Consider the following 15,744-nt stretch of genomic DNA (forward strand, 5'->3'; position numbering starts at 1 on the left):
ATATAAAGAGTTAAAATGAATAAAATTATTGCAACACAAAATTTAGATGACATTATTACAAGAGTAGAAGGTGCTAGACTTAAAATATCTGAGCATCATATTGTAAAGATAATTGGTATTAGTAAATATTCTCCTGTTGAAGATGTTGAAATCTTATACAATGTAGGTCAAAGAGCTTTTGGTGAAAATAAAGTTCAAGACTTAAAAGCTAAAAGCGAAGCTTTAGAAGAATTACCAATTGAGTGGCATTTTGTAGGAACATTACAAAAAAATAAAATCAATAATTTAATTGATTTAAATCCAACACTTGTACAATCAATTGATTCATTAGAATTAGCACAAGAATTAAATAAAAAGCTTGGAGCTAAAAATAAAAAAATGAATATTCTTTTACAAATAAACTCTGCAAAAGAAGATACAAAATCAGGTGTAATGCCAGAAGTTGCAGTTGAAATTTATAAACAAATACTTGCTACTTGTCCAAACTTAAGACTAAAAGGTGTTATGAGTATTGGTGCACATGTAAAAGATGAAAAAATCATAAAAGATTCTTTTATTACTACTAAAAAAATTTATGATGAATTAGTTCCATTAGGTGCTAGATATTGTTCAATGGGTATGAGTTCAGATTATGAACTTGCAATTGCCTGTGGTTCAAATATGATTAGAGTAGGAACTAGTTTATTTAAAGATTAATACAAGTAACAGATATATTTAAACATATCTGTTACTTCTATAATACAATTTAAATATTTTTACTAGTACTTTTCAATATATGTTCTTCAATAACCCAAGAAGCAAAGGGTATTGAGCAAGTAAAAGCTGGACTAACAGCGTTTAATATATGTATTGAATTATCATCAGATTCAACAACAAAATCTTGAACTAATTCTAAAGTTTCTTTATTTAATAGTTGCGCTCTAATACCAGGTGTACTCCAAGAATCATATCCCTTATGATCCATATTTTTTGTTAACTTTTTAGCTAAACTTTTTAGATAATTTAAATTATATTTTTTAACTTCACTATATGCTAAGCTTCTAAATCCAAAAGCATTACTTATAAATAGTTTTAACTCATAATATGATATTTGCAAAAATTCTTTTAAAGAAAAATTATCAAATCCATTATAGTTTTCTCTCCAAAATGCAGGAATTGCAGTAGGACCTATTTTACTTTCATTATCAACAGTTAATGTGTAATGAACACCTAAAAAAGGATTATCTAAGTTTGGAACTGGATATACATTTGTTGTAAGATTTGAAATATTATTCTTATCTTTAAGATATATACCTTTAAAAGGAATTATCACATAATCTTTTGAAAAACCAAAATCTCTAGCAATATTATCAGCATATAAACCTCCACAATTTATAACTTTTACAGAATTATAATCACCTTGATTAGTATGAATTACATTTCCTTTAGATCCTAAATACTTACAATCTAAAATTAACTCAACTCCTAATTCTTCAATAGCTTTAGCAAATTCTTTTGTAACTTCTTTTGGATTAACAGTTGCAGTTGAAGGACATAAAAGTGCTTTTTTATAAGTTTTAATATTTGGATATAATTCTTCCAAATCTTTTTCATTAAGCCAATGAAGTTCTACACCATTTGCATCACCTCTTCTTTTTAATTCTTCTAAACCTTCAACTTCTTTATCATCAATTGCTACAACAACTTTTTTACAAGAATTTACAGTAAGATTTCTCTGTTTACAAAACTCTTTTAGTGCCTTATTTCCATCTTTAGTAAATTTTGCTTTTAATGAATCTGCACTATAATAGAATCCTGCATGTAAGACACCAGAATTTCTACCACTACTATGCATTGCAACTTCTTTTTCTTTCTCTAATACAATTATTTTACTATCAGGGAATCTTTCTTTTAGATTTTTTGCAATATTTAGGCCAATAATTCCAGCACCAATAATTAAATAATCATACATTTTCTAATATCCTAATTCTTCATTTACAATGATAATTGTTATTCTATCTTTTTCATCTGCTTTTATATAAGTAAATTTATTAGCAATGTTATCTAAGTTATGTCTTGGTGTTTTACCCATTTCAATAGCTTTTGAATTCATTCTATCAATATTTTTTACAGCACTAACTTCCATTAATCTTTTAAAACCCTCTTCTACATTTTCAACTATTTTATTAATACCTACTATTACTACAACTTTTTTAGGACCAAAAATCAAAGCTGCAACTCTGTTCCCACTACCATCAGCATTCACTAGTTTTCCATCTTTTGTAAGTGCATTAGTTCCACAAACAAAAACATCTGTTAGCATACCCTTTCTTCTTCTATCAAGGTTTTCACTCATTGGAATACCTTTTTCATATTGATTAAATAAAGTTATATCTTCTTTATTTACTAAATAATCTAATAATCCAATTTGATCTACACTTGTTGAACCACCTAAACCAACACTTATATTTGGTTTGATAAAAGTTTTTGCTAAAGTTAATGCTTCTTTTTTATTTTCAACAAAATGAGGATCGTATCCACAAGTCTTTAAAGTTTCTAAAAATTCATTCATATTTATCCTTTTTTTATTAATTAACTATATATATTTTTGCTTCACGAGATAACATCTTATGTAATCCCATTGATACAGCAAATATGATAAACCCTATAATATGTGTATTCTGAATAATACCAAAATAGCTTTCCATATTAAATACATTATCTGGACATAAAAGTAATATCGCTGCAATAAAGAATACAATTCTTTCAATTACATTTAACTTTTGATCCCAGTAACCTTCCATTACAATTGAGAACGATGCAATACCCATCATAGCAAAGGTAAATACTTCAAATCTTTCAAACCATGTTCCATTAATTAATGGAGTAAATGCAAATAATAAAGGAATTATATACATTCCTTTCCCTACTTTCCATGCAACTAATCCTGTTTTCATTGGAGGAGTTTTAGCAATTGCAGCTGCTGCAAAAGCTGCTAAACAAACAGGTGGTGTAAGATTTGAATCTTGTGATAACCAAAATATTATTAAGTGTGCGGATAATAAATACATTGCAACTTCAGGCATTTCAATTCCAGCATTAACCAATGCAGCCATTTCAGGACTTAACATTAAACCTACTAACGCAGGTGCTGATAGTACAGATAAAACAACATAAGATGCAGTTACAGGTAATCCCATACCAAGAACAAGTGAAGCAACAGCTATTAAAATAATTGCTATTAAAAGTGAATTACCTGACCATTCCATAATAAGTTGTGAGAATGTGATTCCAATACCAGAAATATTAATAACTCCAACAATAACACCAACAGCAATAAGTAAAACACCCGTTACTACCATATTTTGAGAACCTAATGCCAAAGCTCCGAAGATTTCTTTGATTCCCATTCTTTTATTTTTAGTTAAATACGATGAAAAAATAATGGCAAATATTGCAATACCTGCTGCATATGTAGGTGTAAAACCATAAACTAATAATCCAACAAGTGTACTTAAGGGAATAATAAAATGGAAACCTTCTCTTAAAATTGGAAGAATCTTAACATCACTATTCTCACCTTTAATATTATGTTCTTTTGCATGAATATTTATATAAAAAGCAATTGAAGCAAAATATAAAATTGCAGGTAAAATTGAAACAGTTACAATTGTTACAAATGGAATATGTGTCATTTGAGCCATAATAAAAGCCCCTGCTCCCATAATTGGAGGCATGATTTGTCCACCTGTACTTGCCGCTGCTTCAACTGCTGCTGCAAATGTACCTTTAAATCCCGCTTTTTTCATCATTGGAATTGTTATTGAGCCAGTTGAAACAGTATTTGCAACAGCTGAACCAGAAATTGTTCCCATTAAAGCAGATGAAAATACTGCAACATGTCCAGTTCCACCTGTATATTTTCCTGCAACTGCACTTGAAACATCAACTATAAAGTCTCCTGCTCCTGATTTTAAAAGGAATGCTGCAAATAAAATAAACATAAATACATATGTTGATGAAATAGTAGCAATTGGACCAAATAATCCTTCACTTGTATAGAACATTCTATAAAGGAATCGCTCAGGAGTCATTCCAGCAAAAGCAAAAATACCATCTATATGTTGACCTAAAAATAGTAAATATGCAATACAAGACAATATTATAAAAGGAATAATATATCCAGTTGACTTTCTAACCATTTCCACTGCTAAAACAATTGTCATTCCAGCAACTATTAAATCACTAGTTCTCATTTGTCCATTTGCTACTGCATATAAACTTTCTTCAAAAAGTACCATATAAGCAAATGTAAATAACGATAACACTGCTAAGAACAAATTAATTATACTTACTTCATTTTCATTTTTTGTTGCTTCATAAGTTAAAAAACCAAGAGATGCTAATAAAGCAAAATGTGCTGAGTTAAACCATAAATCACTAATTCCACCCCAAATATTTACACCAAAATGAAATAGTGATATAAGTATTGCGTAGACAAAAGTGATTTCTTTAAAATATTTTATTTTAATCATTTTTTATTCCTAGATATATATAAATTATATAAATAATTTTAAATTACTTATATATTTTATATATCAAAAGAAGATGAACTTCTTTTGATATGTTAGTTTATTTTCCTAATAACGACGCAGGTATAGTAATACCTTTTTCTTGATAGAATCTAATAGCACCAGGATGTAAAGGCATTGGAAGACCTGAAATAGCTTTTTCTAAAGACATTGCTTTTGTAGCTTTGTGAACAGAATTCAAAAAAGGTAGGTTTTCATAGATTGTTTTAGTTAATAAATATACATCTTCTTCAGGAGTATCTTTTGTAACAACTAGTAAGTTTGGTTGTGCAATTGTATTAATATCTTTTGTTTGACCAGGATAAGTTCCTGCTTTAATATTAAATGGAGTCCATACTGGATAGTTAGCATTAATATCAGCTAAATTTTTCTTAGAAAAATCTAATACTTTAATTTCGTCATTTCCAATAGAAGCAAAGGCATTTGTAACTGCAGATGTTGGAGGACCTGATGGAGTATTCATTCCTTGAACTTTTCCATCTTGAAGTGCAGTTGAACTTGGAGTATATCCTAAGTATTGAACATTCATTTTATTAAAATCAATTGAAAGTGAACTCATAATAGTTTCAGCAGAAACTCTTGAACCTGAAGATCTTCCACCAATTGCAAATCTTTCACCATATAGATTTTGTAAATCCATAATATTTCCAGTTTTTGCAAATTTATTTTTTATTGTAAATTGTTCAACATTTTGCCATAACATAGAAACAGATCTTAAGTTTTTTTTAGGATTTCCTTCATATTTTGCTTTTCCTTGCCATGCCATAGAACCAAAAAGTCCTTGCAAAATTGCAAAGTTAACTTCACCTTTTTGAAGCATATCAACATTTTCACCAGATCCAGCAGATGTAATAGCTGAAAATGTAGTTTTATGAGTTTTTGCTAATTTAATTGAAGCAATTGTAGCAATTCCAACTCCAACTGGATAATATGTTCCACCTGTACTTGCTGTTGCAATTACATATTTTGTTTCTTTTGTAGCTGCATTTGCACCTGTAATCATTGTAGCTGTGATTGCTGATGTAACTAATAGCTTTTTTAAAATCGATAATTTTCTCATTTTATTTTCCTTAGTTTTTAACTTAAGGAAAGTATAACACAGATTGAAACAAAATTGTTTCAAAATTGTTTCAAATTTGTAAATTTACTATTATTTGCCTATTTTATAGATCATGTAGATTACTTTATTATATAACCTAGACCTTTTTTTGAAACAATAAAGTCATTATCACTAATTTTATCTTTTACTCTTTTTATTACTGTACGCATTGTGGCATCTGAAGTTTTGGGATCATTCCAAATAAATTCTTTTAAAAAATCTTTGGACTTTATCTTTTTGATATCACTTATTAAAGCTTGAATTAGCAAAGTTTCTTTTTTTGATAAGTTAATTAATTCATCATTATTATACAAAAGATTTGTTTTTGTATTAAAAGTATAACTATCATTTAATCTTAATACCTCATCAATAGTTTCATTTTTAGATTTTTCCTCTAATACTTTAGTTTTTACTTTTTTTAACATTTCCATCATATTTTTAACTTCTAAAGGTTTTACAAAATATGAGATAACATTTAAATTAATTGATTTAAAAAGATACTCTTCATCTTTGTATGCAGACACGATAATAAACTTTTGATTATCATTGATTTTTGTAATATCTTCAATCATACTAAGACCATCTTTATTTGGCATTCTAATATCTGTAAGAACTAAATCAAATGCCTTTTTATCATCATAAGCTTTCTTATATATATCAAGACCTTGCTCTCCATCACATGCAATTGATACCTCATCAAAAACTGTATCAAGATAAAACTCAAGTATCTCCCTTGCATCTTCTTCATCTTCTACTAATAATACTCTTGTAATTAAATTATCCATATTTTTCCTATGTAGTTATATATCTAATGTGATTATAAACTTCACACCACTATTAATATTTACTACTTCTATTTTACCTTTCATATTTGTTTCAATAATAGCCTTTGTCATATAAAGACCAATTCCTGTACCTTGTGTTTCAAACTTTGTAGTAAAGTATGGTTCAAAAATTTTATCCATAATATCATTGTTAATGATACCACCATTATTTGAGATTTCAATTTTTACCTTATCTTCTACAAGGATTGTATTAATATTAATTATTGCATCAAATTTTTCTTTTTCTTTTCGTAATAGTATTGCATCTTTTGCATTGTTTAAAATATTCAATAAAGATTGTTTTAATTCATTTTCATAATTTATAATTTCAATATCTTCATATTTAAACTCTATTTTTATATTTTCTATCTCGTATTGATTTTTTACCATATATAATAAGGAGTCAATACACTCTTTAATTGAAAACTTATTTTTAACTTTTGATGGTTTATAAAAATTTCTAAAATCATCAATTGTTTCACTCATGTACTCAATATTCTTATTTGCTTTTCGCATAAATTTATCTAACTTTTCTTCACTTACTTTTTCATTTTTATAATTATCTCTTAAAAAATGAAGAATTAAAGATACATTGTTTAATGGTTGTCGCCATTGATGTGAAATATTTCCAAGCATTTCTCCCATTGAAGCTAATTTACTTTGCTGAATTAAAATTCTATCTTTTTGCCTATTTTTATTTACTTCTACTTCAACTTTTAATTTTAATTCTTCTTGGCTAACTTTTATTTTTGTAATATCATTTATATATCCATAAAAATGACTTACCTCCCCTGAATGATCTTTTATTAGTATTACTCTACTTGAAATCCACTTAATTTCATTTGCTGCATTTATTATTCTACATACAAAGGTAAAGTTTGACAAATCTTTTTTTAAGGCAGCATAAATAGCTACTTTTACTTTATTAATATCTTCTTTATAAATTAAATTCATAAAATTCAATTCTTTGTTTTCAAAATCTTTTTTATTAAAGCCAAAAGTTTTAATACTATTTGATATATACTTTATACTTAAGTTTTTGTCATTAAATAATTTAAAAATTACAATCTTTCCATCTTCTACTAATAACTCAATATCAAGAAGTTCTTTTTTCATTCTTTTATTTTTATCAATATCCATTGACATCATAAGCATACGATCTAAATTACCAGATTCATCATAAAATGATTTACCACGGGCTAAGACCCATTTAAAATCATCATTTTTTGTTTTAAGTCTATATTCACATACAATTGTATCATCAACTTTTGCAAATATTTTATCAAATAATTGTTCAACCTTATTTTTATCTTCATTATGAATTAAATTGAACCAATTAGCAAAAGTATGTATTTCATTTCTTTTATATCCAAACATTTCAAGCCATTTATCTGAAAAATAAATCTTCTTAGTTTTAAAGTTAATATCCCAAAGGCCATCATTTGACGCAATAATTGCCAACTCAAATCTTTTTTTCCAATGTTCTAATGATAAAGTTTTTGTTTTAAGTTCATCATTATATTCATTAAAAATTGTTTTAATGAAATTTGAAAATATATATGTAAATAATATAAGTATTGCACTAACTACCAAAATAATAATAAAAACTTTCGAGAATAAATTTCTATAATCATTTTTAATATCAAAGATAATATCTTTTAATTTATATTCGATAATTTTTTTATCATAAAATACACTTATTATAAAATTATATTTATTATAAAGGTATACATAGTTTTTAAATTTTTCATTATATTCATAATCGGTAAAATAATGTTCTAGTATTTCATAAGATTCATTATCTTCTTTATCTTTTAGTAAAACATTTGATTTTTCTATCTTTTTATTATTTTCAAAATTAAATGTATCTTGAGTTATTAAATCATAAAACCAAATATTAAACTTTTGTGTTTTAATTGAATCTATTATAGATTTTTTTGTAATCTCTTTTATTGAATTAATAATAGAAAATGAACCTATATAATACTCTTTATCATTAATTTTAACACTGTCAAAAAAACTAAGTCTAACTGTTTTCTTTACATCATCATTCCAAAATTGAAGATTGTTACTACCTTGAGAATATATATATTGTAAAGTTAAGTTTTTGTATTTATTCACTTGTTGTTTTTTATTAAATATTAATCTTTGTAAATATGAAATTGAAGTATCTCCATACAAGATATCTAAATTATCTTTTTTAAAAATAACTAATTCTATACTATTTTCTTTTTCAATATTTCTCAAATAATCTTCTAATAAACCAAAATTATTTAAAGAGTTTGATTCTATATATCCAATTGTTTTATATGTAATCTTTTTTAGTACTATTTCTTCCTTAGAAAAACTCTTTTTTACTTGATTATTTATATATACTTTAAATTTATTTAATTCTTCTTTTTTATCAAATTCATAATTTAATATATATTTTTGTTTTAATAAATCTATTTTTCTATTTTCTTTTGACTCTAATATAAAAAAGGTAATTGTTAATAAAATTATAGCAAGTAGCATTATAAAGATTATAGGTATTTGAGAAAATAAACGTTGAATATCATCTAAGTTATATTTCCTATTTTTAAAGAACATATATTCTTACCTTAAATTAATTTTTATATCTACTCTTTGTTTCAAAATTGTTTCATATTTATTATTGTATTAAAAAGAAACAAAGACTTAGCTTTTAGAATCCTCTCTTATTTTACTGACTGTTTTACCACCAATTGCATAGTTATCAGTGTTTATCTCTTCTATTATAACTACAGCACTAGAAGCACCTCGTCCATTAAAAATACTTGCAAATAGTTCTGTAATACCTTTTGAAAGCTGTTCTTTTTGTTCTTTTGTAGCTCCACCGTCTTCTTCTGTCATTTTTACGTTAATTACTGGCATTTTATTCTTCCTTGTTTATATTCATATTTATTCTTATGGTAGAGCTAATACTGCACTATTACATAAATCATCACTTTCAAATTTTGTAATATCACCCTCTTTTAAATCAGGAACAGGAAATAATCTAACTGTTAAAGGTTTATTTAATCTATAAGCCATAGTTCCAGTATCTCTCATTATTTGTTCAATTTTTTTATTTGTTGTATTTCCCTCAATTGGAACTGTATCTAATCCTATTCCACATATCGCACTATTTGTAAGTAGTGTTCTAATATCAAAATCTTTATTTATAGTTCCAAGAGCTAATCCTTCATCTTCAACAACTGCCAACATAAGACCGGAAAACCCAACTAAAGGAAGTTCTTTTACACTTTTAAATACCTTTGTTAATAAAGACGATATTTCAACTGTTCCACTTCTTCCAAAAGAGTCTAATCCCATTTGTTTATATACTTCTACCATTGATGAGCAATTTTTTGAAGGTGCTGCTGATGAATCAATTCCTTTAAATACAAATGATGTTTTATTTTCGTTTTTTTCTTCAAACTTATCTAAAATATTTTTTATATTTTTACAATGATAAGAGAGAGCTTCTTTTAAAATTCTTGAATATGAAGCCATTGCATCATTATGTGAAAGTCTAGGATTTTTTTCATTAAATTCTTTTAAAACTTCAACTAATAAATCAGGAGTTTCTAAACCTAAAACATAAGAGTTTTCTAAATTGCTATTATGATATGAAGCAGGGAAATATGGAATAAAAGGTTTACAGTTAAAATTAACAGTAAAGTTAAAGTTACCCTCACCTCTTGGTGTAATTTTTGATATTTTTTTCACTGCTTTTACTGATTGAACAATTAAATCATTATCTAAAATTTCATTTTCATCTAATGATATATTTACACAAGCATTCGCTAAATCTCCAAAGGCTAATATCAATTCAGGAAGTAAATCTACCTCATCAAAAGTTTTTGCTTCACCTATTGCAAATCTAATTCGTAAACTTGTACGACTTTTATCTAAAATACTTGAAATCAATTCTAAATCTTTTTTAGCACTTGAAATACTAGATGTATCTAAATATTCTCCAAAAGCATTTGTTACAATTCTAATAGATTGAACTACATATTTTTCTTCTATAAATTTTGTGCTTAACTCTTCGCAAAAATCACAAGCTTCAAGAAGTTCTTTTTCCCATGTATTTTTATCTTTTTGTAAAGTAAGAAAAGTTGTAATTGTTCTTACTTTACATAAATTTTTATTTTTGTAAATCTCGTTTGACATTATTAACTCAATACTCTTTTAGATGTATCATAAACCATTTCATAATATCTATTATTGTTAAATTCAAACTCTTGAATAACATCAAGACCAAGTTTTCTTTTGTGTGCTTGATATGAACGCTCATTGATTACATTTACAAAAGTTACAAGGATTTCATATCTCTTTGACATTGAATCCAATGCAAAATCAAAAAGTTTTTCAAGTAATCCACTACCTCTTACACTTTTATCAATACAAACAGGTCCATATTGGTATGAATTATCTATTGTCAGAGTTTTTCCTAAGTAGTTTAGATTTGGTAAGTCTTTTACCATAAAAGCAAACATAGGCCATTTTGACCAATACTGCCAAGAAGCAGACATTACATATCCTTGAACCTCATCGTTTTCTACTGCTATAAATATTCCTTGCTCTTGTTCAATAATATCAGCTAACTGTTCTTTTTCAAAAGCAGTTGTTACAAAACCATCTTTTTTATCTTCTTCTTTTATAGTTGCTAATTGGTATTTTGCATGTAATTTTAATATATTTTCAATATCTTTAGTTTGGGCTATTTTTAGTTCCATTATAAACTTCCTTAAATTAATGATGTAGTATATAATGTTTTATAAAAAATGTCATTAACCTATGTTAATTTTCATCTCTTTTCGTATTCTTGATAGTGCAACACTTGTAATTCCTAAATATGAAGCAATATGATAATTGGGAACAACATCTTCTATCATAGAATAGTCTTCCAAGAATTTTTCATATCTTCCTCTTGCATCTAAAAGTAAAAAATCAGCTTCTCTTTTTTCTTTTTTAATAATTAAGTCTTCATATATTCTCAAAAGTAAATCATTCCATTGTGCATTTTCCTTTCCTAATTGCAATAAATCTTTATATCCAATATATAAAGTAGTGAAATCAGATAAAAGTTCAACACTAAAAGGAGAACCTATTCCATATGAGACAGAAGAAATACTGCTTAATAAATGTCCTTGTTTTTCTGCAAAGGATTTATTAAATTCTTTTCCATCAACTGTTAGATAATAATATCTGGCAAGTCCGTGAATCAAAAAGTAAAAATCTTCAACTTTATCTTCCATTAAAAAAAGATGTTCACCTTGTTTTAAAGTTTTAGTTTTAAAATATACTTTTGCTTTATTCCATGATTCTATTGAAAGTGGGGATTTATTATTTAGTATTGGATATAAGATATCAAATTGTTTTTCTATGTTCATATTGAAGTATATTACTTTGACTATTAATCTCAACTGATAAGCAACAATTAAGAAAGAATCACTCTATCTCGTATAGCTTTTTTAAATTTTTATAAAAACTTCGATAATATTAGTACATGAATTTAGAAAAATTAGAAGAAGTATTATTATCAAAAAATAAAGCTACAAAAGAATTTCCTTTTGATGATAAAGTTATGGTCTTTAAAGTGAAAAATAAAATGTTTGCTCTTTTACTTTGGAAAGAATCTCCACTTAGAATAAATCTAAAATGCGACCCAATCGATGCACTTGCTTTTAGAGAAATTTATGACTGTGTAAAACCTGGATACCATATGAATAAAAAACATTGGAATACTATACATATTGATGGAAGCATGGAAGATAGATTTTTAATTGATATGATAGATGATTCTTACAACTTAGTTGTTTCAAAACTTACAAAAAAAGAGAAATTTGAATTAGGAAATATATAAAAATTAATACTTATAACTAATTTTTATATATTAGATATTGTTAGTTTAAAGAATTTTTAAACTTTCTAACTTCATCTTCAATAGAGTCTTGTCTCATAAAATGCTCACCAATTAGAAAAGCATCCGCACCAATTCCTGAAAGTCTTTTAATAACATCTACATTTGAAACACCTGATTCTGCAACTATTATTTTTCCGTTTGGTATCATTGGAATTAACTTATTACAAAGTTCCATATCCATTTCAAAAGTATCAAGATTTCTATGATTTATTCCTATAATACTTGCACCACATTTAATAGCTTTTGTTAAATCTTCTTTATCATGAATTTCTACTAAAACTTCTAAACCTAAGTATAAAGCATAATCATAAAGTTCTTTTAACTCTTTTGTTCCTAAAGCTTTTGCAATAAGTAAAATAAAATCAGCTCCATAAACTAAAGCTTCAACTATTTGATATTTATCAACAATAAAATCTTTTCTCAAAAGTGGAGTTGGTACATATCTTCTAATTGCTGTTAAGTATTCTAAATCACCTTGAAAATAATGAGGTTCAGTTAATACAGAAATTGCATTTGCTCCACTATTACTATAAGCTTGTGCTATTTCCATAGGATTAAAATCTTCTTTGATTACACCTTTTGAAGGACTTGCTTTTTTTACTTCTGCTATTATTCTAATTGGTTCTTCTTTTGTTGATGTTAAAAAAGGTTTTACATCTCTTGGAGCAAAAGGATTTGAAGCTAGTGTTCTTCCTAATAAATCTAATGTAATATCTTTTTTTCTAATCTCTAAATCTTGTTTTGTTTTTTCTATAATTTCATCTAATATCATTTACTACACTCCTTAATTTTTTCCCAATGTAATTTTATTTCATCATCATCAAATTTCACATTATCAATGACTTTTTTCATATTTATATAAGCATTTTTGCAATCATTATCTTTATATTCACCCCACGCTAAAGTATCAATAAATGCTAGATTCTCAGGTTCTACTGATAATGCTTTTTTAACTAATACTAATCCTCTTTGAATATCTAAATCATAATCGATTAAAATATATGCAAGATAGTTCTCATAAAAAGGATTTGATATTTTAGCTAATACCTTATCTAATTTAGCAATAACAGAAGTCAACACAGTTTTTTTGTTTTTTGCTAATTCAAATTCTATAATAGCTTGTTGTGCTAGAAAATCTAAGTTATTAGTTTCCTTATATAATCCATTTAAAAGTTCACTTGCTTTCTTTAATTCATTTGTATTTTTGTATAAAGTTAATAATAATGTACTCTCAATATTATTCTCTTCTAAAAATTTTATTGCTTTCTTTTTATCTTCTTTAACTAAATATCGAATTAATAAATTTTGAGTTTCCCATAAAGAGGGTTGAATATCATTCTTTTTATAATAATCATGCATTTTTTCTAATAGAGGAAGAATTTTTTCTTTTTTATTATCTTTTTCATAAAAAGATAATAATTGTAAAGATAAAGTAAAAGGATAAAAATTTTTCTTTATATATTCTTTTATGGTTTTTTCAGATTGTTCTTTTTTATTAGTATAATAATATTGTATATTTGTAATAGTTTGTAAAGTATTTATTGAATTATCAATTTTATATGACTTGATAAATTCTTCTTCAGCTTTCATATACTCTTTTAAATCAAAATAAACACTAGCTAATAAATTATGATTACTATTGTGATGAAATTTATTTACTAATTTTTTAGCATATTTTAGAGTTTCTTCTTTTTCATTAAGTTTCAATAATGAAAATGTATATAATCTTAACATTTGTTCTTCTTCTTTTATATCTTCAATCATATATAAAGAAACATATTTTTTTACATTTTCATAATCTTTAAGAATAAATGATAAATTTAAATATTCTACTAAATATTCATATTTATTTGTATTCTCAAAAAGTTTAAGAAATATTTTTCTAGAAGATTCATAATCTTCTTGATTTTCATATTCTATTGCATACATTATATATGGATCTTCTAAATTAAAATATTTAACTTTAGGATTCACTACAGTTTTTTTTACAAAATCATTTTCTATAGATTCAATATTTGCAGAATTAGCACAACCCGCAAGATATAAAAATAAGGTACTTATTATTATATAGTTTTTATAGCTGGACACTCTTTGTATACCTCTTGTGTATTTTCTTTAAAGTATTCCCAAAATGGAAAAGTACGACATTGTGTTGGTCTAGCCTCATAAATTGAGCATTGTCTTTTTTCTAAATCAAAAAATACACATGCATAGTTATTTTCTGCTAATTTTACCTCTTTTATACTGTATTTATAACTTTTTTTATTTAAATACTTTGTTCTAACTTCTTCAGCTGATAAATTAAGATGCTTTGCAAGAAAATCTATTTCTTGTTTATTAATCCAAATATAACCAGGTTCACCTATACAACAATTACCAGCACACGTATCACAAGCACTTGCTTCAAAAGCATAAGGGAAACCCTCTTTTTTAATTAAATTACTCAATATTAACCTTTATACTATGAGTTGATGATTTCTCATATATTTTATTTACTTCATTTGTAAAATTAAGATTGTCAAAGACAATCAATGGCTTTAAGATTTTACTTAATGATTTAGAGTTTTTTCTAGCATAAACTAAAATTAATGTAGCATCTTTTGATGCCTTAGGATGTACAAATTGTAAAGCTTCCAAATTTAGTTTGTATTTACTCAAAAAAAGCAGTATTTCATTGATTTGTTTCACATCGTAACAGAAAAATAGCTTACCAGAATCTTTTAATATTGAAGAACTTTTTTTGATAAAATCCTCTAAAGGCATTGAATCATTGTATCTAGCAATCTTAAGATTTTCATTTTCACTCTTAATTACACTTGAATGATAAAAAGGTGGGTTAGAAATACACATATCAAATTTCTTATCAAAGTCCATTTCTAAATAAGAACCTTTATATAAATTAGCACTTAGATTATTAGTCTTGGCATTCTTTGAAGAAAAAAATTGAAATGCTTTTTGAACTTCACATTGATTCAAATTTAAATTAGGATATTCTCTAGAAACAAGTAACCCTAGTATTCCACTACCACTCCCAATATCTAGAAGCTCTCCTTTTATATTTTTAAATTTTTGCAAATTTTCTGTTATAAAATTATATAAGAAGTGTGTATCACTATTATAACAATAACCATCTATTGGTTGATATAAAACCAAGTATATTCCTTTTATATTTTAGGTATTGTATCTAAGCTTACCCTACATATGATTTAAATATATTTTAAATATTTTCTTTCATTAAAATATTAATAAATTTACTTAAGTTTATTTATAGTTTAGAAGACACAAAAAGCACACTTTATAGCACTAGTGTAGCAAAAT

General features: G+C 25.7%; 16 protein-coding genes. 2 read left to right on the top strand and 14 right to left on the bottom strand.

Annotation, left to right across the window (positions count from 1 at the left end; translation table 11 throughout):
- The first annotated feature begins 15 nt into the window (after positions 1–15).
- Entirely contained in the window at positions 16–696 is a 681-nt protein-coding gene (locus D9T19_RS02445) for a YggS family pyridoxal phosphate-dependent enzyme (protein WP_121626603.1), read from the top strand.
- Between the two features lie 49 nt (positions 697–745).
- Here the strand turns inward: D9T19_RS02445 and lhgD are convergent, their stop codons facing one another.
- The 10 genes from lhgD to D9T19_RS02495 form a co-directional block, all read right to left on the bottom strand.
- Positions 746–1,951, bottom strand: coding sequence for an L-2-hydroxyglutarate dehydrogenase (gene lhgD / locus D9T19_RS02450; RefSeq protein ID WP_121626604.1), 1,206 nt, complete (start codon positions 1,949–1,951; stop codon positions 746–748).
- A gap of 3 nt (positions 1,952–1,954) precedes the next feature.
- Positions 1,955–2,551, bottom strand: a complete 597-nt coding sequence (locus D9T19_RS02455) for a lactate utilization protein (RefSeq protein ID WP_121626605.1) — start codon at positions 2,549–2,551, stop codon at positions 1,955–1,957.
- Positions 2,552–2,567: 16 nt separating this feature from the next.
- Positions 2,568–4,514, bottom strand: a complete 1,947-nt coding sequence (locus D9T19_RS02460) for a TRAP transporter permease (protein ID WP_121626606.1) — start codon at positions 4,512–4,514, stop codon at positions 2,568–2,570.
- 97 nt (positions 4,515–4,611) lie between these two features.
- A complete protein-coding gene (locus D9T19_RS02465) occupies positions 4,612–5,631 on the bottom strand; it encodes a TAXI family TRAP transporter solute-binding subunit (RefSeq protein WP_121626607.1) in 1,020 nt (339 codons plus the stop codon).
- Between the two features lie 119 nt (positions 5,632–5,750).
- Positions 5,751–6,455 carry a response regulator transcription factor gene (locus D9T19_RS02470; protein WP_121626608.1) on the bottom strand — a complete coding sequence of 235 codons (705 nt, stop codon included), beginning with the start codon at positions 6,453–6,455 and terminating at the stop codon, positions 5,751–5,753.
- 15 nt (positions 6,456–6,470) lie between these two features.
- Complete coding sequence (locus D9T19_RS02475; RefSeq protein WP_121626609.1) at positions 6,471–9,083, bottom strand: PAS domain-containing sensor histidine kinase; 2,613 nt, start codon at positions 9,081–9,083, stop codon at positions 6,471–6,473.
- Between the two features lie 87 nt (positions 9,084–9,170).
- Positions 9,171–9,386, bottom strand: a complete 216-nt coding sequence (locus tag D9T19_RS02480) for a tautomerase family protein (protein WP_121626610.1) — start codon at positions 9,384–9,386, stop codon at positions 9,171–9,173.
- 33 nt (positions 9,387–9,419) lie between these two features.
- Positions 9,420–10,670 carry a DUF711 family protein gene (locus tag D9T19_RS02485; RefSeq protein WP_121626611.1) on the bottom strand — a complete coding sequence of 417 codons (1,251 nt, stop codon included), beginning with the start codon at positions 10,668–10,670 and terminating at the stop codon, positions 9,420–9,422.
- A 2-nt stretch (positions 10,671–10,672) separates the two neighbouring features.
- A complete protein-coding gene (locus D9T19_RS02490; protein WP_121626612.1) occupies positions 10,673–11,236 on the bottom strand; it encodes a GNAT family N-acetyltransferase in 564 nt (187 codons plus the stop codon).
- Between the two features lie 54 nt (positions 11,237–11,290).
- Positions 11,291–11,893 (bottom strand): Crp/Fnr family transcriptional regulator, encoded by a 603-nt coding sequence (locus D9T19_RS02495; protein WP_121626613.1) that lies wholly within the window; start codon positions 11,891–11,893, stop codon positions 11,291–11,293.
- A gap of 116 nt (positions 11,894–12,009) precedes the next feature.
- Between D9T19_RS02495 and D9T19_RS02500 the strand changes: the two genes are divergently transcribed.
- The gene (locus D9T19_RS02500; RefSeq protein WP_121626614.1) at positions 12,010–12,366 is read left to right on the top strand and encodes an MmcQ/YjbR family DNA-binding protein; all 357 of its coding nucleotides are present in this window, start codon (positions 12,010–12,012) and stop codon (positions 12,364–12,366) included.
- Between the two features lie 40 nt (positions 12,367–12,406).
- On the opposite strand, the gene trpC is transcribed toward D9T19_RS02500, so the two are convergent.
- From trpC to D9T19_RS02520, 4 genes are read right to left on the bottom strand one after another with little or no spacing between them, the layout of a single operon-like run.
- Positions 12,407–13,198 carry an indole-3-glycerol phosphate synthase TrpC gene (gene trpC / locus D9T19_RS02505; protein ID WP_121626615.1) on the bottom strand — a complete coding sequence of 264 codons (792 nt, stop codon included), beginning with the start codon at positions 13,196–13,198 and terminating at the stop codon, positions 12,407–12,409.
- The gene (locus D9T19_RS02510; RefSeq protein WP_121626616.1) at positions 13,195–14,514 is read right to left on the bottom strand and encodes a tetratricopeptide repeat protein; all 1,320 of its coding nucleotides are present in this window, start codon (positions 14,512–14,514) and stop codon (positions 13,195–13,197) included. Before D9T19_RS02510 ends, trpC begins: the two co-directional genes overlap by 4 nt.
- Positions 14,490–14,873 (bottom strand): YkgJ family cysteine cluster protein, encoded by a 384-nt coding sequence (locus D9T19_RS02515; RefSeq protein ID WP_121626617.1) that lies wholly within the window; start codon positions 14,871–14,873, stop codon positions 14,490–14,492. The genes D9T19_RS02510 and D9T19_RS02515 overlap by 25 nt, the downstream gene beginning before the upstream one ends.
- Positions 14,866–15,579 (bottom strand): tRNA1(Val) (adenine(37)-N6)-methyltransferase, encoded by a 714-nt coding sequence (locus tag D9T19_RS02520; protein WP_121626618.1) that lies wholly within the window; start codon positions 15,577–15,579, stop codon positions 14,866–14,868. The genes D9T19_RS02515 and D9T19_RS02520 overlap by 8 nt, the downstream gene beginning before the upstream one ends.
- Positions 15,580–15,744 lie beyond the last annotated feature (165 nt).

This window comes from Poseidonibacter antarcticus (genome assembly GCF_003667345.1).
GTDB classification, from domain to species: domain Bacteria; phylum Campylobacterota; class Campylobacteria; order Campylobacterales; family Arcobacteraceae; genus Poseidonibacter; species Poseidonibacter antarcticus.